27 protein-coding genes and 1 pseudogene are annotated in these 22,006 nt (G+C 44.9%); 23 read left to right on the top strand and 5 right to left on the bottom strand.

The annotated features are described in order from the left end of the window. Positions 1 to 19 precede the first annotated feature (19 nt). From HQN88_RS01090 to HQN88_RS01075, 4 genes are all read left to right on the top strand, one after another. Positions 20 to 1,183 (top strand): metallophosphoesterase, encoded by a 1,164-nt coding sequence (locus tag HQN88_RS01090; RefSeq protein WP_173108434.1) that lies wholly within the window; start codon positions 20 to 22, stop codon positions 1,181 to 1,183. A 5-nt stretch (positions 1,184 to 1,188) separates the two neighbouring features. After that, positions 1,189 to 1,731, top strand: coding sequence for a hypothetical protein (locus tag HQN88_RS01085; protein ID WP_173108433.1), 543 nt, complete (start codon positions 1,189 to 1,191; stop codon positions 1,729 to 1,731). 40 nt (positions 1,732 to 1,771) lie between these two features. Then, complete coding sequence (locus HQN88_RS01080) at positions 1,772 to 2,773, top strand: CobW family GTP-binding protein (RefSeq protein ID WP_173108432.1); 1,002 nt, start codon at positions 1,772 to 1,774, stop codon at positions 2,771 to 2,773. 138 nt (positions 2,774 to 2,911) lie between these two features. Next, positions 2,912 to 3,370, top strand: a complete 459-nt coding sequence (locus HQN88_RS01075; RefSeq protein WP_173108431.1) for a Fur family transcriptional regulator — start codon at positions 2,912 to 2,914, stop codon at positions 3,368 to 3,370. 74 nt (positions 3,371 to 3,444) lie between these two features. Here the strand turns inward: HQN88_RS01075 and HQN88_RS01070 are convergent, their stop codons facing one another. Beyond that, complete coding sequence (locus HQN88_RS01070; RefSeq protein ID WP_173108430.1) at positions 3,445 to 4,494, bottom strand: polysaccharide deacetylase family protein; 1,050 nt, start codon at positions 4,492 to 4,494, stop codon at positions 3,445 to 3,447. Between the two features lie 114 nt (positions 4,495 to 4,608). Further along, complete coding sequence (locus tag HQN88_RS01065) at positions 4,609 to 5,106, bottom strand: GNAT family N-acetyltransferase (protein ID WP_173108429.1); 498 nt, start codon at positions 5,104 to 5,106, stop codon at positions 4,609 to 4,611. 153 nt (positions 5,107 to 5,259) lie between these two features. Between HQN88_RS01065 and HQN88_RS01060 the strand changes: the two genes are divergently transcribed. Beyond that, positions 5,260 to 5,544, top strand: a complete 285-nt coding sequence (locus tag HQN88_RS01060; protein WP_173108428.1) for a hypothetical protein — start codon at positions 5,260 to 5,262, stop codon at positions 5,542 to 5,544. Between the two features lie 82 nt (positions 5,545 to 5,626). Here the strand turns inward: HQN88_RS01060 and HQN88_RS01055 are convergent, their stop codons facing one another. Continuing rightward, entirely contained in the window at positions 5,627 to 5,797 is a 171-nt protein-coding gene (locus HQN88_RS01055; RefSeq protein ID WP_157257142.1) for a hypothetical protein, read from the bottom strand. Positions 5,798 to 5,967: 170 nt separating this feature from the next. Between HQN88_RS01055 and HQN88_RS01050 the strand changes: the two genes are divergently transcribed. Together HQN88_RS01050 and HQN88_RS01045 are read left to right on the top strand one after the other, a co-directional pair. Beyond that, positions 5,968 to 6,717 (top strand): hypothetical protein, encoded by a 750-nt coding sequence (locus HQN88_RS01050; protein ID WP_173108427.1) that lies wholly within the window; start codon positions 5,968 to 5,970, stop codon positions 6,715 to 6,717. A gap of 18 nt (positions 6,718 to 6,735) precedes the next feature. Beyond that, entirely contained in the window at positions 6,736 to 8,217 is a 1,482-nt protein-coding gene (locus HQN88_RS01045; protein WP_173108426.1) for a copper amine oxidase N-terminal domain-containing protein, read from the top strand. 256 nt (positions 8,218 to 8,473) lie between these two features. Here HQN88_RS01045 and HQN88_RS01040 read toward each other — a convergent pair whose 3' ends face one another. Continuing rightward, positions 8,474 to 8,647, bottom strand: a complete 174-nt coding sequence (locus tag HQN88_RS01040) for a hypothetical protein (RefSeq protein ID WP_173108425.1) — start codon at positions 8,645 to 8,647, stop codon at positions 8,474 to 8,476. Positions 8,648 to 8,765: 118 nt separating this feature from the next. On the opposite strand from HQN88_RS01040, the gene HQN88_RS38565 reads away from it, so the two are divergent. The 5 genes and pseudogenes from HQN88_RS38565 (at position 8,766) to coaD (ending at position 11,696) form a co-directional block, all read left to right on the top strand. Continuing rightward, the gene (locus HQN88_RS38565) at positions 8,766 to 8,891 is read left to right on the top strand and encodes a phage terminase small subunit-related protein (protein ID WP_420794195.1); all 126 of its coding nucleotides are present in this window, start codon (positions 8,766 to 8,768) and stop codon (positions 8,889 to 8,891) included. A gap of 20 nt (positions 8,892 to 8,911) precedes the next feature. Beyond that, positions 8,912 to 9,073, top strand: coding sequence for a hypothetical protein (locus HQN88_RS01035; RefSeq protein ID WP_173108424.1), 162 nt, complete (start codon positions 8,912 to 8,914; stop codon positions 9,071 to 9,073). Between the two features lie 463 nt (positions 9,074 to 9,536). Then, complete coding sequence (locus tag HQN88_RS01030) at positions 9,537 to 9,728, top strand: hypothetical protein (RefSeq protein WP_173108423.1); 192 nt, start codon at positions 9,537 to 9,539, stop codon at positions 9,726 to 9,728. An 865-nt stretch (positions 9,729 to 10,593) separates the two neighbouring features. Continuing rightward, positions 10,594 to 11,178 (top strand): annotated as a pseudogene (rsmD, locus tag HQN88_RS01025) (16S rRNA (guanine(966)-N(2))-methyltransferase RsmD); the annotation flags it as partial. Between the two features lie 5 nt (positions 11,179 to 11,183). Next, on the top strand, positions 11,184 to 11,696 hold the full coding sequence (gene coaD / locus HQN88_RS01020; protein WP_376769541.1) for a pantetheine-phosphate adenylyltransferase: 513 nt from the start codon (positions 11,184 to 11,186) through the stop codon (positions 11,694 to 11,696). A gap of 36 nt (positions 11,697 to 11,732) precedes the next feature. On the opposite strand, the gene HQN88_RS01015 is transcribed toward coaD, so the two are convergent. Next, on the bottom strand, positions 11,733 to 13,004 hold the full coding sequence (locus HQN88_RS01015; protein WP_173108421.1) for a nucleoside recognition domain-containing protein: 1,272 nt from the start codon (positions 13,002 to 13,004) through the stop codon (positions 11,733 to 11,735). Between the two features lie 123 nt (positions 13,005 to 13,127). Between HQN88_RS01015 and HQN88_RS01010 the strand changes: the two genes are divergently transcribed. The 11 genes from HQN88_RS01010 to rnc all read left to right on the top strand — a co-directional run bounded on the left by HQN88_RS01010 (position 13,128) and on the right by rnc (position 21,918). Further along, positions 13,128 to 14,249: a SepM family pheromone-processing serine protease gene (locus tag HQN88_RS01010; protein WP_173108420.1), complete on the top strand. Its 1,122-nt coding sequence runs from the start codon at positions 13,128 to 13,130 to the stop codon at positions 14,247 to 14,249. Between the two features lie 88 nt (positions 14,250 to 14,337). After that, positions 14,338 to 14,847: a YceD family protein gene (locus HQN88_RS01005; RefSeq protein ID WP_173108419.1), complete on the top strand. Its 510-nt coding sequence runs from the start codon at positions 14,338 to 14,340 to the stop codon at positions 14,845 to 14,847. A gap of 37 nt (positions 14,848 to 14,884) precedes the next feature. Beyond that, entirely contained in the window at positions 14,885 to 15,058 is a 174-nt protein-coding gene (rpmF, locus tag HQN88_RS01000; RefSeq protein ID WP_056624823.1) for a 50S ribosomal protein L32, read from the top strand. 121 nt (positions 15,059 to 15,179) lie between these two features. After that, a complete protein-coding gene (fapR, locus tag HQN88_RS00995; protein ID WP_057315735.1) occupies positions 15,180 to 15,791 on the top strand; it encodes a transcription factor FapR in 612 nt (203 codons plus the stop codon). Then, on the top strand, positions 15,775 to 16,779 hold the full coding sequence (plsX, locus tag HQN88_RS00990; RefSeq protein ID WP_173108418.1) for a phosphate acyltransferase PlsX: 1,005 nt from the start codon (positions 15,775 to 15,777) through the stop codon (positions 16,777 to 16,779). Before fapR ends, plsX begins: the two co-directional genes overlap by 17 nt. After that, a complete protein-coding gene (locus HQN88_RS00985; RefSeq protein WP_216855588.1) occupies positions 16,776 to 17,762 on the top strand; it encodes a beta-ketoacyl-ACP synthase III in 987 nt (328 codons plus the stop codon). The genes plsX and HQN88_RS00985 overlap by 4 nt, the downstream gene beginning before the upstream one ends. A gap of 70 nt (positions 17,763 to 17,832) precedes the next feature. Further along, positions 17,833 to 18,783 (top strand): ACP S-malonyltransferase, encoded by a 951-nt coding sequence (gene fabD, locus HQN88_RS00980; RefSeq protein ID WP_173108417.1) that lies wholly within the window; start codon positions 17,833 to 17,835, stop codon positions 18,781 to 18,783. Beyond that, positions 18,770 to 19,510, top strand: a complete 741-nt coding sequence (gene fabG / locus HQN88_RS00975; protein WP_056625525.1) for a 3-oxoacyl-[acyl-carrier-protein] reductase — start codon at positions 18,770 to 18,772, stop codon at positions 19,508 to 19,510. The genes fabD and fabG overlap by 14 nt, the downstream gene beginning before the upstream one ends. A gap of 85 nt (positions 19,511 to 19,595) precedes the next feature. After that, positions 19,596 to 19,829, top strand: a complete 234-nt coding sequence (acpP, locus tag HQN88_RS00970) for an acyl carrier protein (protein ID WP_028558238.1) — start codon at positions 19,596 to 19,598, stop codon at positions 19,827 to 19,829. A 91-nt stretch (positions 19,830 to 19,920) separates the two neighbouring features. Next, entirely contained in the window at positions 19,921 to 21,156 is a 1,236-nt protein-coding gene (gene fabF / locus HQN88_RS00965; RefSeq protein ID WP_173108416.1) for a beta-ketoacyl-ACP synthase II, read from the top strand. A gap of 60 nt (positions 21,157 to 21,216) precedes the next feature. Beyond that, positions 21,217 to 21,918: a ribonuclease III gene (gene rnc, locus HQN88_RS00960; RefSeq protein WP_173108415.1), complete on the top strand. Its 702-nt coding sequence runs from the start codon at positions 21,217 to 21,219 to the stop codon at positions 21,916 to 21,918. The last annotated feature ends 88 nt before the right edge of the window (positions 21,919 to 22,006 follow it).

The following is a 22,006-nucleotide window of genomic DNA, read 5'->3' as shown; positions in this document are numbered from 1 at the left end:
AATAGGAGCGTCAAGAAACATGAAAAATGGTATGTTGCTCAGGGTCACAATTATACTTGCTATTGTAGCGGCGATCAACGGCTATATAGGCTGGCACTTAAAGGTTTTTTTATCGTATTTATTGGGTGATTCATTTCATCCCTGGTTGTATTGGCCGGTGTTTTGGATCGTTGCGTTCTCCTATGTCATCGGACGGTTTGGAACGAAGGTGCTGCCGCCAACGCTAACACGACTGCTTAATATCATGGGTTCCTATTGGTTGGCTCTCATCCAATTCGGTATTCTTCTTTTGCCGATCACGGATGTGGCGATTGGTGTGTTGTATGCAGCGTCGGTGTCATCAGCTAGCTATCTGCCAATACTGGGGTGGATCGTTATAGCCATTGTACTTATTCTCCTCCTAGCAGGCTCTTATCTGGCGCGAACCCCGGTTATCCGCAAATATGAGATTACGATTCCAAAGCAAGCGGGGGACTGGGAACAGCTTCGGGTCGCAGTCGCTTCGGATATTCATTTGGGTGCCGTCGTCGGCAACCGCCATTTGCGCAAGCTTGTCAAGCATGTGAAGGCGATGGAGCCTGATCTGATTCTGCTGCCTGGCGATGTCATTGATGATGATATTAAACCTTTTATTCGTTATCAAATGGGACAGACCATGCGAGAGTTGCAGGCTCCGTTAGGCGTATATGCTGTGCTTGGCAACCATGAATACTATGGCGGGCATATTCCAGCCTTCGTGGAACAAATGGAACAAATCGGCATTCGTGTGCTGATGGACGAAGTCATCCATGTCCAAGAACGCTTATTTATTGTGGGGCGTAAAGATAAATCAGCGGAACATGCCGCTGGGGGACGTAAATCGTTAGTCTCCTTGATGGAAGGACTAGATCTTGCGCAGCCCATTATTGTTATGGATCATCAGCCATATCAATTAGACGTAGCTGAAGCCGCGGGTGTTGATGTGAATTTGTCGGGTCATACACACCGTGGTCAAATTGCGCCGAACCATCTGTTCACTAGACGGATCTTTGAACTAGATTGGGGCTATTTACGCAAAGGGAATTTACATGCGCTGGTGTCCTCGGGCTTCGGTACATGGGGACCACCGATACGATTGGGAAGCCAAGCGGAAATTATTGAGCTGACGATCCATTTTACAAGTCATGATAGAAAAGAGGAGTAACACCTATGCAAGAGTTAGAGAAGAAACAAATTACATCTGTGGAGCTGGCGGCAGCGATGATGCAGTTTACGATGAAAAGCATAGAAAATAGTTGGGACACGTTGAAGCCTGCTATCATTGCCTATCTGCCACAACCTGTCTTAACGATGGCTAAAGAAGATGAACTGTTAAGAGAGATTTACATAGCGGCTTTGGCGCTGGAGATTTACTGTATTCCGCACGCATTTGAAGAAGAAACAGCACGCCTAGTCAGCCTGGGCATGGGCGAGGTCATGGCTTCAGACAACTTAGCGGAGCATCGTTTATCGGAGTCGATCGGACACCATTATCTCCCTAGATTAGAGGCAGTAGCCGAAACGGCACCTGAGGACTTGGCGCTTGAGCTGGTCCAAGAAGCAACGAAAATCCTTTACGAACGCATAGAGCTTCCGTTAAAGCCAACAGATCCAAGTACGAGTCTATTGTGGGCAAAGTTATTTCCTTTTTTAGCTGGCATCGTTGGGAAATGGCCCATCTTGGCTACCAAATTTGAAGTGAAGACCGAGTAGTAGTAGGCGTATCAGCCTTAAGACGGAGGGAGCAGCACGAATGGTAAACAAACGGGTTCATGTCTATGTGTTATCTGGATTTCTGGGGAGCGGTAAAACGACTTTACTTACCAAAGCTATCGATTATTTCACCGAAGCGGGCCGCAAGCCGGCTGTGATCATGAATGAAATAGGCGAAGTGAATTTGGATGGACAGTTAATTGCCAATGAAGTCCCCATGTCGGAACTGCTAGGTGGCTGCATTTGCTGTTCGAGTCGTGGTGATCTTGCCACAGCATTGAACGAATTAGTGACAGGAGAGCAGCCCGATATAATTTTCGTTGAATCCACGGGGATTGCGAATCCTATGGAAATTATTGATGAGATAACGGACGCTTCGCTCGTACTTCCGGTAGAGCTTTCAGCCATCATCACGGTCGTGGATGCCCCACAGCTGCTTGAATTAAATCGAACAAGTCGCGGAAAAACCTACCGGCTCATGCGGGATCAAATTCGTTGTGCGAACTTGCTTCTGCTTAATAAGACGGACTTGCTGCAGGAATCCGCACTTCAAGAAGTGCATGATCTCGTACGGGAATGGAATCCGTATGCGGATTTGCATTATACCGTGTTCAGTCAGATTGATATCAAGTTAATTGAAGACATTCATACAGAGGGTTCTGACGGGTTGCCTGTGGTGCAGGTAGAATCGAACGAAGAGGCCGTCTCGCATAGCCACGAGCATCATCATGAGCATGATCATCATCATTCGCATAACCATGTCATGGCGTATACCCATTTTTTTGAACGGGCTGTAGATAGTAATGCATTTGAACAATTCGTGAGCCAACTTCCTCAGGAAGTGTATCGTGCCAAAGGGATTCTCAGTTTCTCGGATACATCGAGTCGGTTCTTATTCCAGTATGCCTATAGGGAAATGGATTTTGTGAAAATAACGCCTAAAGGCGATGTGCCTGACGTAGCAGTCTTCATTGGGGAGAACTTTGCCAAGGATGTCATTCGCGCAGAATTGCTGAAATTAGAAGCGCAGTCCGATACCTAGCAGGCTAACTAGCCGAAATGGTAAGTCCTGAGTTCTGGGCCAAATCCGGTGGATACAAATTCCGTCATCGTTCTACACTTGACGCAAGTGGTCTATTTGCTGCACTATAATAGGAGAACATTTCAACACAGAGGGGTAATGCAAGTGAATACGCATACGGATACGATTGATGAGATGCTAAGAGCGATGTCGCAGAAGGGCTGGCGTATTACAGAGCAGCGCAGAAGCTTAGCGACCTTATTCGCAGAATCGGGCAGTTACTTATCGCCGAAGGACGTCTATGAGCATATGAAAATGAAATATCCAGGCGTAAGCTTCGATACGGTGTATCGTAATCTCCGATTGTTGAGCGAGATGGGTGTTCTGGAGCAATTTCATTTGGCGGATGGCTTGAAGTTCAAAGCGAGTTGTTTGTCCCATCATCATCATCACATGATTTGCGTCAACTGCGAGAAGACTGTGACGTTTGAGTTCTGTCCGATGAAGCTTGTGAAGGATTTGCCGGAGAGCTTTGAGATTCAAAGCCATCGGTTTGAAATATTTGGCTATTGTGCCGATTGTAAATCAGCTATGCCTACCGCTCAGGTTGGTGAGTAGTTGGCGTTATATGCGCATATGGAAAAAGCAGTCTGCTGGGCGAGAACCCGGTAAGGCTGCTTTTTGCATGTGTATTATTTGCTTTTGGTTACGTGTAGCAGCTCAGGAACTGTGACGAACGTATAACCAGCTGCCTTAAGTTTAGTAATTAACGGTCCAATTGCTTGCACGGTGCCTGATAGATCTTGACTGTCCGCACCTCCAGAATGCTGGAGGATAATGGACCCAGGCTTCGTTTGCTGCATGATATTGTGAAGGACCTGATCGGAATTCAGTGATTTCCAATCGAGGGAATCGACATTCCAGTTCACAATTAAGTAGTGATGATTCGCAATCCATTTGACCTGTTCTTCATTAATTGCGCCATAAGGGGGACGAATTAACCTAGGGGCGTAGCCAATGAGGTTCTGCAAAATGGTTTCTGTACTTTCAATCTGGTTTTGAAATTTATCCACAGAGAGCTTTGGTAGATTCTCATGGCTGTATGAGTGGTTGCCGATGACATGCCCTTCATTCGCAATTCGCTTGATGACGTCCGGATGCATGTTAGCCATAGCACCAAGTACGAAAAATGTTGCTTTCACTTGATTTGCTTTTAAGGCATCAAGTACTTTTGGCGTAAACCGTGTATCAGGTCCATCGTCAAAGGTTAATGCGACTTTTTTCTCTTGACTGGAGCCGCGGAGCTTGAATGTATCGGGGTATTTAACAACCAGCTGAGAGAGTGAAAGCTTTTTCTGAGAAATTCTTACTTGTCCCTGATTTTTTTGAACGGGCAAGGAAGGTCGCTTAGAGGCCTCAGGTGGTGCAACTGACCTTTTCGGGTTGATCTTAGGCTTCAAGTTGGGCGTCGACGTAGGACTTGGTGCTCGTGTTGGTGCTGTCGGCAACGCAGAAGCAGATGGCGTGCTCGCGGGTGGCAGCATGCTCAATCGCTTGGTGCCGGAAGCATCTGTAACGAACGGGGACTCCACTAAGTCCCTGCTAGCCTCCAGAGATGTCTGAGCGACATCAGGAGTTGAATGTTGGGTTGAGCTCTGATCTTGAAAAGGCTTCGTTAAAGGCGCACCGCAGCTAGTTACAAGCAGACAAACGATGCTAAACGACCAAAGCCGCTTGGTCATGACAATCCCCTCCGAGCATTATGACTATGCTCTAGGTTCTGTAAGGGGAGGCGAAATTATCCCGTGTAAATAACGGAAATAGATAGAGATGGGCCGCGTAACAAGGGGGAAGGACTACGAAATTATTTTTTGAAACGTAACAATATCTAAAAATTGCCCCCATTTGAAGCCAACCTCTCGATAGTGTGCACATTGTTGGTAGCCATTTCGGGTAAACATGTGGATGCTAGCTGAATTATCCGCACAAACAGTTGCAATTAAGGAATGGAAGTCGCGCTCCTTCGCGAACGCTTCAACATATTGAATAGAGGCAGATCCAATCCCTTTGCCAACGCATGTTGGATGCAGATAGATGGTCACTTCACCTGTTGTATCATAGGCTTGTTTTTTCTTATGGGGCATAACTTGAACATAACCTTGCAGCTTCTCATCTTGTAGAATGACAAACGTTTGATAGCGGGGATTGGTGTGGACAACACTTTCTGTGAACTCGGGTAATGCAACAGGTTCCGTATGGAAAGAATAAGTGGAATGCATAACGAAATAATTGTAAATATCCATCAAAAATGGAATATCCGGCGTCTCTAATGGCTTGAATGTCAGGGTAGACATGATGCGGCACCTCGCTGAGTTTAGAAGTTAATGTGCAATATAAGTTCAACGGGGTAAGCTAATCCCCTGCTTCGAAAGGACATTTTCAAATAGACATTCCGTCCTAATCCATGTATCTTAGATAGTATATCTACTAGAATTAGGGGGAGTCACATGTCGGGCAATACAAGTTATATTCTCGTGATCGTCATTGGTGTTATCGTACTCGCTGGCCTGACTTACATGAATCTTCGCAAAATAAGCAAGTCCACAGCCGATTTGACACAGCTTAAGAAAAGGACGCTTCTCTGGAGCGAAATCTCCCTTGCGTTGTTCGTTGTGCAACTGTTTTTCCGTGACCGTAACGGTGGATTCTTATTGTTCTTCGGTATACTTACCCTATTCACAGGGGCGCATTACTTAGGGGTCTTATATTATTCACGCAAAAGAAACCGATAAAAGTGAAGAGGCTCTCCACGTAGCCAGCTACGGAGGGGAGCCTCTATTTTATTGTTCCAAACTATACGCCAGCAGGGACGTTCTAGTCGTTCCAATTCGTTGGCTTCGTCTTTGTCGGCGTTTTCCATTTCTGATACCATTTCTTCTTTTGCTTCTGTCCCATTAATGTTCGTAACTGCAACATCACAAGTTTGGCGCGGTCTTCATCGGCATACTTGTCACGTAGATTCTCGAATACAGGCTGATCTTTCATGGCTGACCTTCTTTTCTGACTGTAGGATGGAATGTAAAATAAAGGGAATGTATGTTCTTGTTTTTGATTATAGCATAAAATGGAAGGAAGGATCAAGCCTAACAGAAGGAGAGCGAGCTGTAAATGTGGAATGTAAGTAGCAGTCAAACAAATTCCTAACGAGGTGCACAATGAAAAGGTTAATACTATCTTTACTAGTACTCTCTCTCCCGGTTGGCGTAGCGGGAGCTGCCACTTTAAATGGAGATTTCCAAGGAAATCCTATCGTACAAGTAACATCCGCTGGACAAAGTTTAAAAGTCGACGAACTACCCGCGATGATATATAAAGATCACACCGTTGTGCCCTTGTCCATGCTGCGACAACTTGGAGTTCTTGTGACATGGGATCCTACTACGTATAGTGTAAATGTGACACTGCCTCAATCTGCCTCAGCCAACCCAATAAATCCTGCCAAACAAGAGTCGGAGAACTTGATGAATGTCTACCAATGGCTGAAAGATACGGATACCGCCTTACTAACTTTCTCGAATCAACTTCAGCAGTATGCCAATCTAACGAATGGTAGTGAATTTGTGAGTCAATTAAATATGGATTTTGAGGACTTAATGAAACAATATAATGAATCCATCCAAATGGCACTAAAGCTTTTAGAAACAGTGAGTCATTCAGATGATCTTAAATCCATCATTAAGAGTGAGAGCGATGCATATAACAATGTTCAACAAACAAAGAGTTTACTCGTATTTAAACTTACTGGAAACACCGTGCCCGAATTTGAGAAACAATTTGGCATCAGCCTGTTAAACGCTACGCGAGCAGCACAAAAAAACTTGAACAACACGAATGCCATCATTCATGAACTGCAACGTAAAAATAACGAACTCTTACAAATTAAATCTTCTAATACTAGTACCTAGACAATAGGGGGAAGAAATGTGTTGTTTCGGGTATATGTGATATTCCTGCTGTTTGCCGTTATATTGCTTAATAGTTATCCTCTAACGAGTTATGCCAATGATGGGAAAAGCTCGGTCGGAGTAAAGATTCAATTGACCATAAACGATATTACGGCTTCAGTAAATGGGCAGAAAACGATGCTTTCAACACCGCCTGTGCTGTTAAATAATACGACAATGGTTCCTCTGCGTTTTATAGCAGATGCTTTAAAGGCAGATTTGACATGGAATACGGAGGACCAGTCCATCACGCTCAAGTATGCGGGTCACTCGATAAAACTGTCCATTGATAACAGAATTGTTCGTATAGATAATCAAAGTAAGACATTAGAGCAGCCGGCAGTCATAATGAATAATACCACACTAGTGCCATTGCGATTTATTGCAGAAAGCTTGAATCAGACCGTTGCTTTCAATGATGAAACGAAATCCATTATGATCACAACGCCTCGTCCGAGAGCGGCGGAAATTCGTGTCGACAACTTAATGACGGCTTCGAATATGGGATTCACGTATAATTTCTTTGTTGAACGGCCAAATGTTAATGTGATAAGTATGGCTTCCGATCATCATGATCTGATCTATATTTTAGAGCGAAATGCAGCTTCGGAGATGAGTTTTATCCTTCGTGTCTATAATGAAGCAACAGGTGAAATGAAAGTAATGTACAGCGGTTTCGATGAGAGCTTTAATTTTGACTATACGGACCCGAAGTTTGGATCGCAGCATATTAACGCCAGTATTCTCTCGCCGCGCAAACTTGTGTATGATGCTAAATTGGAAAAACTTTATTTAATGGCTACCAGTAGTTTTTCTTCTGATATCAGTGTATCTACCGTCATATATGAGATTGCACCCAATGTGCGAATGATGACATATACAATCGGGAAAACAACTTATCATCCAGGTAACTTTATGGTAACTCCGGATGGTCAGCATTTTTACTTTAGCGATAATCTTCATGATCACATATATGCAGGCGAATCGGGTAAGCAAGCAAACGTATTCATGTCTTTCACTCCTGATAAGGAAAATGTAAAGCTGGCAGCCGTTGCAAATGATGGCAAAATGTTTGTTCTAGATGTATCCAAGCAATCGATTTTTGAACTGCAGGAATCCGGGAAACTGAGGTTCGTAGCTCCGATAGACATAAAAGAAGAGATTTCAAGGGTATATGAGGATAACGGAACTTTCTATGTCGAAGGGCAACGACAGATTTGGGAAGTTAAGATAACGGGCGAAACCCAGCCTTATGTTGGTTTGAAAGATATTGCAGCTTATAACACCGGACTCTATCTTCCCAAAACTAATACGTACGACGCAAGTGCTTTTGCCAATATGGGGTTTTCGTTTGGAGGGATGCTGTCATTAAACGTTTTTGCGATTAACCAACAGGGAAATGTAGTGATGTATGATGGGGCGTATCATTTGCTGAGAAGGATCAATGTTTATAAGCAGTAGAGTGTATAAGTGTGGAAACGAATGCTACTGACGCGGCTTCTAGAGGGAAATATCAGATGATTTGCAAAAAAAGCCTATTCCTTTTCGGGATAGGTTTATTTGTGTTTCTTAGTCAAAGACCATCCCCAAGCAGATGAAATGAGAAATTCAGGATACATAGGGAAGATGGTCACCGGAGGTATGCCTAACCCTTTTACCATCCGAACAATGGAGTACGTTGAGATATAAGGCGAAGAAGACGATCCACATAAATATCTCACTTCGAGGAGTCTTGTTTTTTTACAGTAATGAGTACTGAGGTTCGATTTTCCTCTTCCATCTGCTGAATAATCTCGAGCAAATAAATGGCAGCACTATATTTTTCCTGATCAATGAATTCGCGGATGAGTTCAATAACGTCTTGCTTAGATACTAAATAGTATAGTTGCAAATGACCACATCCCTGAACAAGTACTTGCACAATATTTTATGCAAAGCATTCATTCAGGGTATGGGCATCGGCTGACTAAATTTATGCTGGACTCATTGTATTGGATGAATACGATGAAATGGAAGACGAGGAGAACGAAGCCGCTACAATATTAGCTCGCCAGCAAAGGCAAACTAAAGCTAAAGCTAAAGACATTGCAGCAGAGCTTGGCCTCGGTGAAACTCAGATACGAAAATGGAAGTGACAGGACAAATGGGGCAGGGTATGTGGATTTCCAGCCAGCAGTTAGGTCGCGCAACCGGGCCAATCAATCAGGCTAAGTTTAGTAGGGAGATGGACCTTATGTTGCGAGAGGAGCCAAATGATTCCATTATTTTGACCCGCAATCATCTTCAAGGGAAGAAAATTAATATTAAGGATGCGTAATTTAGCAATTTACCCATAGCTAGCACACATTGTTGCAGTAGATCATGATAGCGGTATAAGTAGTATTTTGACGCTGGGTAAAACGGTAAACATCCTAGTATTTAATGAAGTTATGGCAACGATGGCACTAAAGATAAATAGACAGTTAAAATCTTCATCTAAGTATGCTACAATGTCGGTATCAGAGCAAAATCCTTACTTTTCGCATGTGTAATGTTTGACGAGACCTATATGGATAACCTCAACTCCAAAGAGACTTTGTTGAAAAGTTCATTAAAGCTGTTAAATGGCCAATTGGTATTGTAAAAGACGATAAATGGAGGCGCTCACATTTAAGTGCTTATTTATTTGTAGCTCTTAAACCCTATGTATCCCAAACATAATTGAAATATTTTTTAATGTGTTCAGATAAAAAAGTTTGAAAGAATTTTTGTTAACATTGAGGGGTAAATTGGTGATATGAGTGGCGGATAAAGTTCTTTTAAAAGAAGCTTGGACAAAACAACCATTCGGAATTATTGGCTATGAAATATTGAATGAAGATCATTTATTCGTTGAATATGCTAATAAGTATGGATTTAGGGTGGCAGTTCGTGATTTAAAGATTGATCGGTCGGAATGGGATAGATTAATCAAGCTCATGAGAAGTAGATGAAGCAAATGAGCAAAAGTATTGGTTCAATCTTTGATGAGAGTGACTGTGATTCCGTTAGGTTCTTATAAAATCCAAATTTGATCCTCAAGCTGGTCGGTTCGTAGTCCCTTTATCCTGAGGCAATTTTCGTTTCGGTTGAAATCTACAATATTGAATAATAGAGCTATTTATTAGGATTCCTGAACTATCAGGAGTCCTTTTTCCGTTGCCCTGCCAGATAGCCTTAAACCGGGCATTTCATTTACCGGGTATAACCTGGAATCAAAGTGAGGGTGAATAAGTGGATTGGTTAAAAGAGTTATTGAAAGTACAAGGGCTTTCGGATACACAAATCGCTGCAATTGTTGGAGGGGCTGAAACGAATTATAAAGCGGATTCAGGGTAAGGTTTTTTCTCATCCATAGTGACGGAACAAAGACGTCCTGTTTACTTGCAGGATCTTTTTAGTATAGTTATTTAACCAAATATAGTAGGCTGTGTTAGGAATATATTTGTTGCATTATATTTTAATTTGAAAATTTTGGTCCCTAAAGCGTCCCCAAGATGAAATTGTACTATCTGTACTAAATGCAATTTCACCTTTGTTATAATCAAATAAACCCTTACGCAGTAAGAGTTCCACAAAACTGTCCTATAAAATAATAACGGCGACTGCTTGCGCAGCCGCCTCATGGGAGAGGAGAAACCGGATGAAGAGCTTATGGGGAAACGTAAGCCTTCTCCGCGGTTGTCTACGACATTCTCTGATGTCGATAGTTCAAGGATGACCGCTTTACGGTAAATTTATACATCGCAGTGATAAAATTTTTGTGTCAGATTAGTGCTTGTGGTACGATAGCAAAAGAATGAACCAGCATGGAAGGGAAAAGCACAGATGAGAGTGATTTCAGGCACGGCCAAAGGCAGGTCGTTAAAGGCTGTACCCGGTACAAGTACACGACCAACAACTGATAAAGTGAAAGAAGCGATCTTCAGTATGATCGGACCTTATTTCGATGGAGGGCAGGTACTCGATCTGTTCGCCGGCACGGGCGGGCTAGGGATTGAAGCGCTAAGCCGTGGGATGGATAAGGCGGTATTTATTGATATCGAGAAGAAGAGTATCGACACCATAGGGCACAATGTTGAAGTCGCCAAAGTGAAGGATCAAGTGGAGATTTACCGGACAGATGCGGCGAGAGCGTTGAAGGTATTGGCGAAGCGGTCGGAGAAGTTCCAACTTGTATTTCTGGATCCACCTTACCGAATGAAAGGGATCGCAGAGCTGATGATGACGATGGAGGAACAAGCCATTGTGGAACCGGACGCCACGATTGTGGTTGAACACGATGCTAAGGATGTATTATTAGAAACGATAGGCGGCTTCAAACAGCTACGCAGAGCAGACTATGGAGATACGGCTGTTACCATATTTAAACGCGACAACGCGTCCATAGGACTCAGTAATTGAAGGAGATGAACAGCATGATGAGGCAAGAACACGGTATTACAGTTGCGGTATATCCAGGTAGCTTTGACCCGGTTACCTACGGTCATCTTGATATTATACATAGAGCAGCAAAAGTATTTGATAAACTAATTGTAGCGGTGCTGAACAATACATCCAAAAATGCGTTGTTCACCTTAGAAGAGCGCATGGAACTGCTTCGCAAAGTAACCGCGGATCTTCCCAATGTGGAGATTGATGGTTTTCGGGATCTAATGGTCAATTATATGAAACAACGTAATGTCAGACTGATCGTTCGTGGACTTCGGGCTGTATCTGATTTTGAATACGAATTGCAAATGGCATCGACCAATCATAAGCTGAACCCAGACGTGGAAACGTTCTTTATGACATCGAAACCGCAGTTTTCGTATTTGAGTTCAAGCATCGTGAAAGAGATTGCCAAATTCCATGGACCTGTCGAGGATTTAGTACCAGCAGAAGTGGAAGAGGAACTACGCAAAAAATTCCCTCAGACCTAGAAGCTAGATCGAAAGGGATTTCAAGTTGCGATTTGGTTAATTCACTACTTTCCGCTGAAACAAGCGTAGACCAACCGAAACGAGCAGCATAAGGGAGAAAATAAAAAGGAATTGCATCAGCATTGGTCCCCATAGGCCCCATGCCGTTTCGCCGTTCAAGGGGAAGGGTAGCACGGTAGCTGAGTTGCTCGCTAAGTCTAATCGAAGAAAGCTTGGCTCTGTGTCTAACAAGAGCAACTGCAAGGGTTTCCAGAGCAGAATTGTAGTAAATAGGGCAAGTACGGCATGCAGTGCTCGCGACTGTAAAAAAAACGTATATCTAGCATCGGTTTTCTGATGGAAGCCAGCAACCTGTGCGTGGGCGGACAAACCTCCCCAACCGAGGAATGCACTGAGCAGTGCCATTTGCGGCAGAAGTGAGAGATCTTTGGATTGGCTAAAAGCATAGGCACCAAGGTGAATTTCCATTAATCCTTTGATCCATTGCGGTGTTGTGTCCGTGAAAATACCCATGAAGCTAAGCAGAAATTGCGTGACGGGGCGTAAAATATCGGTAAAATGAGTAATCGAGATGACGTTGATGAGCACGGAAAATATCATCATGTATCCGCCAATCAACATTAGCGTTTGTACAGCCGAGGTTACGGCATCACCGAGAAGCTTGCCGAAAGTACGCCCATCTTCCCAATAAGCCTGACGCATGGCCATAAGGGCAGATCTACCAATAGATATGGTTTCTTTCGGTTTCGTTACTAGTGTTTTGGCTTCAGGTGAAGTGATGACTTGCTTGCTATGACGCATCAAGAATCCGGTTGCGAAAGCAGAAGAGTAATGAATAATCGCAAGTAAGATGCCTAGTTTGGCATTATGAAGGAATCCAATCCCGATAACCATAATTAGGAATAAAGGACTACATAAATGCGACAGGGCCGTTAATCGTTCTGTTTCCGTACGTGTAAGAAGGTTTTTTTCGCGCAGCGATGCAGTAATTCTAGCTCCTGCTGGAAATCCTACAACAAAGCCTGATGCCAATGCCCAACCACTAACGCCGGGAAGGCGGAAAATGACGCGCATTAGCGGTTCTAGAAGCACGCCTGTACCTTGAATGACGCCGAAACCAATCAGGAGCTCGGTCATAATAAGGAAAGGCATTAAGGCGGGAAAGACGAGCTTCCACCAAATGGTCAGCCCTTCGAGAGATGACTGAAAAGCTTTGTCGGGAAATAGAATGACAGATATAACAACTAATCCAGCCAAAGCTCCGAGCACCAATGTGGTGAATTTGGCATGGAATCTTACATTAGGCATAGCATCACCTCGTCCATCGAACATGCTTCATTGTACGCAAGTAGATAAGCGATTAGACCAAGCTTTCACCCGAGAATAGGTAGGCCAAACAACAAGTGAAAGCAACAGGAAAGGGGAACCTGTATGGATAAGGAAGAAGAGAGCACGATACACACGTGGTCGAATGACTCATATCGATATCCGAGAAGCTCGGCGACGAGACGATACCTAGTTTCCGCGCTCGTAGGGATTATCATTGTATATTTGCTGTTTTTTGTGCGGTTGCCTTTTTTTGTTTTTATGCCGGGCACTGCCGAAGAAATCAAGCCGATGGTGTCGATTGCCAAAAGCACGGGCCCAGAAAAAGGTAATCTCATGTTAACTACCGTGCGGGTAGCTGATGCCAATGTCGTGAACTATTTGGTAGGACTCGTACATCCGTATGAAGAAATCCAACCGAAAACGTCTGTTCTCAAACAAGGAGAGTCCGAGCAAGAGTATTCACAGCGTCAGGAATACGTCATGTTAACTTCACAGGCTAGCGCGATTCAAGCGGCTTATACGGAGGCCAAAGTCCCTTTTCATATTGATCATGAGGGTGTGATGGTCCTTCAGACGGTCCCAGGGTTGTCGGGTGAGAAGGTGCTTAAACCAGGTGATGTACTATTGAAGGCTGGGGACAAAGAGGTGAAAGTAGCGCAGGATCTACTAGACTCTCTCGCAGGTAAAAAAGCAGGAGACACTATCTCCATTACGTATGCTAGGAAAAAGGCTGAAATGCAAACGACATTGACGCTGGGGGCTCTGCCTCTCCAAGAAGGTGAGAAGGAGCCGCGGGCAGGGATTGGTGTCGTTCCAGCAGGAATGCAATCGGTTAAAGCCGATCTGGAAGATCAGCAGGTGACAATTAAGGCTGGTGATATTGGAGGGCCGTCAGCTGGCCTCATGTTCTCATTGGAGATATTCAATCAGCTTGTACCTGAGGATATTACGAAGGGGTATCGCATTGCAGGAACGGGAACTATTGAAGCAGATGGCACCGTAGGACCGATTGGCGGTATTCAACATAAGATTATTGCGGCGGATCGGGAAAAGGCGGAAATTTTCTTTGCACCCAAAAATATGACCTACAAAGACGGGACGAAGATCGAGAATTATGCCGATGCGGTTAAAAGAGCGAAGCAAATCAATACGAAGATGAAAATTGTCGAAATTGGCACGATGGAAGATGCCTTAAAATATCTAGCAGCTTTGCCTCCGAAGTAAGTCATATCTAGCACAAGTCATATATTTTTAAATTGACAAAAGGTATGCATAATGGATATAATAATCTTTGTTTGTTTGGGGTGATATCATGCAAATTCGTTTTAGAGAACTATCTCTGCAAGGGCAGTCGGTACCTATGAGTGAAGTTATGAATTTGACGGAACCTTTCGAGGGTCGTCAAGACATTCTTAATCATGGACCTGTTCATGCGAATCTTCATGCAAAGTATGAAGAAGGAGTAGTTAAAGTTAACGGTACGTTAACGCTAGACTTGGAGTTAAGCTGTTCCCGATGCTTAACGCACACGAACCAAACAATTAAGCTTCCTTTCAAGGAAGTTTTCATGCAAAAGCCGGAAGAAGAAGATCCAGAGCTGGACGAGGATATTCATCTGGTGGTTGGGGATAAAGTAGATTTGGAGCCTTACGTTGTAGAGAATGTAGTGGTTGGTTTACCGTACATACCACTTTGTGACGAAGCGTGCAAAGGTCTGTGTCCCGTGTGCGGAGAAAATCGCAATGAACGTGATTGCGGCTGTAAGCAGGATAAGATTGATCCTAGACTTGCAGGTCTCGCGGACTTTTTTAACAAAGAATAAGGCAACGCCGAAATTCGTATAAGGAGGTGTTTTGAAGATGGCAGTACCTCAAAGAAGAACGTCCAAAACTCGTCGCGACAAGCGCCGTACTCACTTTAAATTGGAAGTTCCAGGCATGGTGAAATGTGAACAATGTGCAGAACTGAAGCTAGCACACCACGTGTGCAAGTCTTGCGGAACTTACAAAAGCAGAGAGATCGTAAAAGCATAAGATTAGACATAGTACTTCATCCTAGGTGAGGTGCTATTTTTTTTGCTTTCTTTTTGGTCCTAAATTTAATATACTACAGTTTAGTATCTGGTAATAAGATGAGATCTCACGAGATAAGGTGGTGCTTACCATCGAACGCCTTCCTAAACGACAAAGGCAGCAGCAGTTGTTGCAGTCCATTGAAGCGAACCCATTTATGACGGATGAGGAATTGATGCGAACGTTTGGGGTTAGTATCCAAACTGTCCGCTTGGATCGATTAGAGCTCGGTATTCCTGAATTACGGGAACGTATGAAGCATATGGCCGTCAAAACGTATGATCCTGTACGTTCACTTCCAATTGATGAAGTTATTGGAGAAGTCATTGACTTGCAATTGGATCAGAGCGGTATTTCGATTTTTGAAATTAAAGAAGACCATATTTTTTCCAGAACCAAAATTGCCAGAGGACATCACATTTTCTCACAAGCCAACTCGTTGGCTGTTGCTGTCATCGACGATCCAATTGCATTAACAGCTTCGGCTGATATTCGATTTGTTCGCTCAGTAAAGCTGGGAGAGAAGTGTGTCGCCAAAGCTTATGTGCGATCTGTTTCCAAAGGAAAAGCACGTGTGGAGGTGTTCACTTATGTGGGCGAAGAGACGGTGTTTCGAGGCAACTTTGTCATCTTTCATTCGAAGAAAGAGCAACATCTAGATAGGGAGGACAAGCTCCATGCGGATCGCGATTGATGCAATGGGCGGAGATCATGCGCCTAAGATCGTAGTTGAGGGTGCTCTCGCAGCGGCGAAAGAGTGGAAGGATGTACATATCATTCTAGTCGGGAACAGCGCGGCGATAGAAGCTCACCTCACAGAGAGGCCGGATAACCTAACGATTCGTCATGCGGAAGAAGTCATCGAAGCCGAGGATGAACCGGTTAAAGCGGTTCGTCGGAAGAAAGACGCTTCCATGGTTGTGGCAGGAAGATTAGTGCGTGAGAAAGAAGCAGAAGCTATGATTTCTGCAGGCAATACCGGAGCATTAATGACGACTGGATTGCTTGTTGTAGGAAGAATTCCTGGTATCGAACGTCCAGCATTAGCACCAATGATTCCGACGATGGACGGTCATGGTGTACTTGCTTTGGATTTAGGAGCGAATATGGATGCAACCCCAGAGCAATTGATCCAATATGCGATTATGGGCAGCATTTATCGTTCCAAAGTACATGGTATTGATAAACCTCGCGTAGGATTGTTGAATGTAGGGACGGAATCGACCAAAGGGAATGAATTAACCAAAGCAGCATATCCTTTACTGGAGCAAGCTCCGATTTATTTTGTGGGTAATGTGGAATCCTCGCAGGTGCTGCGCGCGCAGTGTGACGTCATTGTTTGCGATGGATTTGCTGGAAATATTATGTTGAAAACATTGGAGGGCGCTGCGTCCACCATTTTCTCTGCTTTAAAGCAGGAATTTACGAAATCCATATTCACCAAACTTGCAGCAGCGGTGTTGAAGCCAGGGTTGACGCAATTCCGCAAGAAGCTGGACTCTAATGAACATGGAGCTGCACCGTTTCTAGGCATTGATGGACTAGTCCTCAAAAGTCATGGTTCATCTGATGCAAATGCCATTAAGAATGCCGTACGTCAAGCAAGAATTGCCTTACAAAATGATTTGGTTGGCACCATATCTGCCGAAATTAGCCGCGGGAAGCGAGATATAACAACATGAACTTAATACCGGTTGGGGTACTCGGAACGGGTAAATATGTACCAGAACGCATTTTAACGAATCAAGAGCTAGAGACTATGGTGGAAACGAATGATGAGTGGATCGTATCCCGAACAGGCATTCGTGAAAGAAGAATAGCAGCAGAAGGACAAGCTACATCTGATCTCTGCTTTGAAGCTTCCCAAGTAGCGCTGTCCAATGCAGGGATTACTGCAAATCAACTGGATTTGATCATCGTAGCAACGATAACACCGGACATGTCATTCCCATCAACAGCGTGTATTCTTCAAGAGAAACTGGGAGCGAAGAAAGCAGCGGCGTTCGACTTATCAGCAGCTTGTTCAGGTTTCGTCTATGGACTAGCGAATGCAGCAAATTTCATCGCTACAGGTACATATAAATATGCGCTTGTTATTGGCGCGGATTGCTTGTCAAAAATTACCGATTACACGGACCGTAATACCTGTATTTTATTTGGAGATGGAGCGGGTGCAGTTGTTATTGGTGAAGTGCCGGAAGAAAGAGGCTTCAAATCCTTCGAATTAGGTGCGGATGGTACCGGAGGACCTCTTCTGAAAATTGAGGGTGGCGGTTCCCGTAATCCTGCTTCACAGAACTCGCTTGACCAACGTTTGCATTACATCTACATGGCGGGTGCTGAGGTGTTCAAGTTTGCAGTTCGCATTATGGGGAATGCTGCGGATGAAGCTCTTCGCAAAGCGGGTTGGGAGAAAACTGATATTGATCTGCTTGTCCCTCACCAAGCCAACATGAGAATTATTCAATCCTCACTGAATCGCTTGGAATTATCGGAAGACAAATGTATGATTAACTTGGACAAGTACGGTAATATGTCAGCTGCTTCCATTCCAGTTGCCTTAGCAGAAGCTTCCGAACAAGGCAGATTAAACGAAGGTGATCGACTTATCTTAGTTGGATTTGGCGGCGGACTCACTTGGGGTGCGACAGCTTTAGTCTGGTAAGTAGCTAGATGAACTTATTTTAATGTGAAAAAATGACTGAATATATCGTGGAAGGGGATCCTTTTCTCGTATGGGTAAAATAGCATTTGTATTTCCGGGCCAAGGCTCTCAATCCGTTGGTATGGGAGCTGACCTATATGGCGCGTTGCCAGCTGCCAAGGACTATTTCGACCGCGCGAATGAAGCGCTAGGTTTTTCTTTGTCTGACCTGATCTTCCAAGGTCCAGAGGACCAACTGAAGATCACGTACCACACGCAGCCAGCGCTGCTCACGACAAGCATCGCTTGTCTGGAGGCGTTCAAGGCTGCTGGCATCACGCCGGACTATGTCGCAGGACATAGTCTGGGCGAGTACAGCGCGCTCGTCGCAGCCGGCGTGCTCGCGTTCGAAGACGCGGTCCGCACGGTGCGGGCCCGCGGCGAGTTCATGGAGCAGGCCGTCCCAGGCGGCCTGGGCGCCATGGCAGCCGTGCTGGGAGCCGAGCGCGGAGCGCTGACGGAGCTTTGCACGGCAATCACAAGCAGCGGCTCCGTCGTGGAGCTCGCCAATGTGAACTGCCCGGGACAGATTGTCGTCTCGGGCAGTAAGGAAGGCGTTGCAGCGGTTGTTGAGCGCTGCAAGGAAGCTGGCGCGAAGCGTGCCATCCCGCTTGAAGTGAGCGGGCCGTTTCACTCATCCCTCATGAAGCCAGCCTCGGAGCGCCTCGCAGAGGTGCTCGCGTCCATCGAGATGAAGGATGCAGCCGTACCCGTTGTAGCCAACGTAACGGCTCGTCCTGTGACCCAGCCGAGCGATATTCGCGGCTTGCTGGTAGAACAGGTGTATTCCCCTGTATTATGGGAAGACACAATCTCGTACCTGATCGGCGAAGGCGTCGATACGTTCATTGAGCTTGGCTCAGGAACTGTGCTTGCAGGCCTGATCAAAAAGGTCGACAAAACGGTGAAAACCGTGTCGATCGGCAGCCTCGAAGCGTTGGACAAGTACAAGCAGGAGGTGCTGGGTCATGTTAACGGGTAAAGTGGCGCTAGTCACAGGAGCTTCACGTGGCATTGGACGGGCAATTGCTTTGCATTTGGCCGAGCATGGAGCCGATGTAGTGGTCAACTACGCAGGTAGTGAAGCTGCTGCTGGTGAGGTTGTAGCTGCGATTGAAGCGATGGGCCGCAAAGCGATTAAATTGCGTGCAGACGTAAGCAGCTATCAAGAATCAGACGATCTAGTGAAGCAAACGCTAGAAGTTTTTGGTAAAATTGATATTCTCGTGAATAATGCGGGGATAACAAGAGACAATTTAATCATGCGAATGAAAGAAGAAGAATTCGATCAAGTGATCGCTACCAACCTCAAAGGCGTGTTCAACTGTGTCAAAGCTGTTACACGTCCGATGATGAAGCAGCGTTTCGGTCGAATTATCAATATATCTTCTGTAGTTGGTGTGCTCGGTAACCCGGGTCAAGCCAACTATGTAGCAGCAAAAGCAGGTGTAATCGGACTAACGAAAGCTACAGCGAGAGAGCTATCCTCGCGTGGCATTACTGTGAACGCCGTTGCGCCAGGCTTTATTGAAACCGATATGACAGACAAATTGTCTGCTGAGATGCGTGAACACATGCTTAAGCAAATCCCGCTGGAACGCCTTGGGCAACCAGAGGAAATTGCGAAGGTAGTTCGCTTCTTAGCTTCTGACGATGCCTCTTACATGACAGGGCAAACGCTCCATGTAGACGGCGGAATGTACATGTAAGTTTCTCCAAAATGAGAATCTCAAAATTGTCTACTGGCAATCTGTCAAAGATTCTCGTATAATACCAAATGAGGAGGTGAACCGGATGTCCGACGTATTGGATCGTGTTAAACGAATTGTAGTCGATCGTCTAGGGGTTGATGAAGCTGAAGTCACCCTCGAAGCATCTTTCAAAGAAGACCTAGGTGCTGATTCTCTCGATGTAGTTGAATTAGTAATGGAATTAGAAGATGAGTTCGATTTAGAAATTTCAGATGAAGATGCTGAGAAGATTACGACAGTAGGAGAAGTTACGAATTACATAAAATCTCATACGTAATAGTCTACAGAGTCCCGTTTCTAATAAAGACGGGACTTCTCTCCATTCTCACTAATAAAAAATATGAATGACTACATAGAAGGTGGTACAAATGAACAGAGTTGTAATTACAGGTATGGGCGTAGTTACTGCCCTTGGTCAAGATTTAGAAACATTCTGGGGAAACCTTTCTTCAGGTAAATCTGGAGTAGGTTTGATTGAGAATTTTGATGTAAGCGAATACCCAACACAGATAGCGGCTGAGATCAAAGATTTCAATATTGAGAACTATGTGGATCGCAAGGAATCTCGCCGGATGGACCGTTTCGTTCAATTCGCAGTTGCTGGGGCTTTAAATGCGCTCAAGGATGCGAATTTGAATGTGAAAGAAGACACGGATCCGGAGCGCGTAGGCGTTTCAGTTGGATCAGGCATCGGCGGTTTGAATACATGGGAAGAGCAACATCGCATTTTGTTAGAAAAGGGTCCTAAACGTGTTTCTCCTTTCTTTATCCCGATGATGATTGCGAACATGGCATCTGGTCATGTGTCGATGGTCACGGGTGCGAAAGGGCCGAACTCCACAGCTGTAACGGCTTGTGCAACAGGTACGCACTCCATTGGTGACTCTTTCAAAATGATTCAACGCGGAGACGCAGACGTGATGATTTGCGGTGGTGCTGAAGCGACGATTACGCCGATTGGCGTAGCAGGATTCTGCGCACTGCGTGCGATGTCAACGCGTAATGAAGAGCCGCATTTGGCAAGTCGTCCTTTTGATACAGGTCGTGATGGCTTTGTAATGGGTGAAGGCGCTGGCGTACTCATTCTGGAGTCACTCGAGCATGCTCAGAAACGTGGCGCACGCATCTATGCAGAAGTTATCGGCTACGGCATGAGCGGTGACGCTTATCACATGACAGATCCGGATCCAGATGGTGCTGCACGTTGTATGGTAAAAGCGATCAAGGACGCAGGGATTACGCCTGATGAGATTTCTTACATCAACGCTCACGGTACTTCGACACCTGTAGGAGATAAGTCTGAGACGATTGCCATCAAGAAAGCGCTAGGCGAGCATGCCTACAAGGTTGCAGTGAGCTCGACGAAATCCATGACAGGTCATTTGCTTGGCGCTGCTGGTGGAGTGGAAGCTGTTATTTGTGGACTAACAATCGCGAATAGCCTTATTGCCCCAACAATCAACTTAGACAATCAAGATCCAGAGTGTGACTTGGATTATGTGCCTAATAAAGCGCGTGAGGCGAACGTAGCTATTGCGATGTCGAACTCCTTCGGTTTCGGCGGTCATAATGCAACGATTATCATGAAAAAATTTCAAGCATAATTACCATGCCTGCGACGAAAGATAACGGAATATCATTTTCTCCGGGTGGTGAAGTGCGACGTGAACCGTGAAATTAAAGATTTACAGAAGCAGTTAGGTGTTTCCTTTCGCAAAATGGAGCTGTTGAAGCAAGCTTTCACACACTCTTCCTATGTGAATGAACATCGAATTGCTGGACATAAAGATAATGAACGGCTTGAGTTTCTTGGAGATGCCGTACTCGAATTAACAGTTTCGGAATTTTTATATGAATCTTATCCTGGGCGTTCAGAAGGTGAATTAACGAAGCTGAGAGCATCCATTGTCTGCGAGCCATCGCTCGTGACATTTGCCGAAGATTTGGATTTTGGATCTTTTGTCTTACTTGGCAAAGGGGAAGAGTTGACGGGAGGACGCTCTCGGCCAGCATTATTGGCAGATGTGTTTGAATCCTTTGTTGGCGCTTTATATTTAGACCAAGGGTTGGACACGGTAAAGGCGTTTCTACAGAAGCATGTTTTCGCCAAAATCTCCAGTGAGGGCAAGCTGCTTGTGATTGACTACAAGACACAATTACAAGAGCATACCCAACATCATAATATGGGTTCCTTGGAATACCGGATTGTGAATGAACGTGGGCCTGCTCACGAACGAGAGTTCGTTGCAGAAGTGCATATGGATGGCGGGCTTTTGGGAACCGGTGCAGGTCGTTCTAAGAAAGAGGCGGAACAGCAGGCTGCTGCTGGAGCACTGTCCAAATTAAACGTAACCGTACTACGATAGTGGCATATCCAGAAGAGGCGGCAGCTGCTGCCTTTTTTGTTTTTCTCTCTTATTTTGATAGGCGATATGTTACAATACTTTTTGAGGT

The sequence above is a fragment of the Paenibacillus qinlingensis genome (assembly GCF_013204845.1).
GTDB lineage: Bacteria > Bacillota > Bacilli > Paenibacillales > NBRC-103111 > Paenibacillus_E > Paenibacillus_E qinlingensis.
This window is presented reverse-complemented; position numbering and strand designations above follow the sequence as displayed.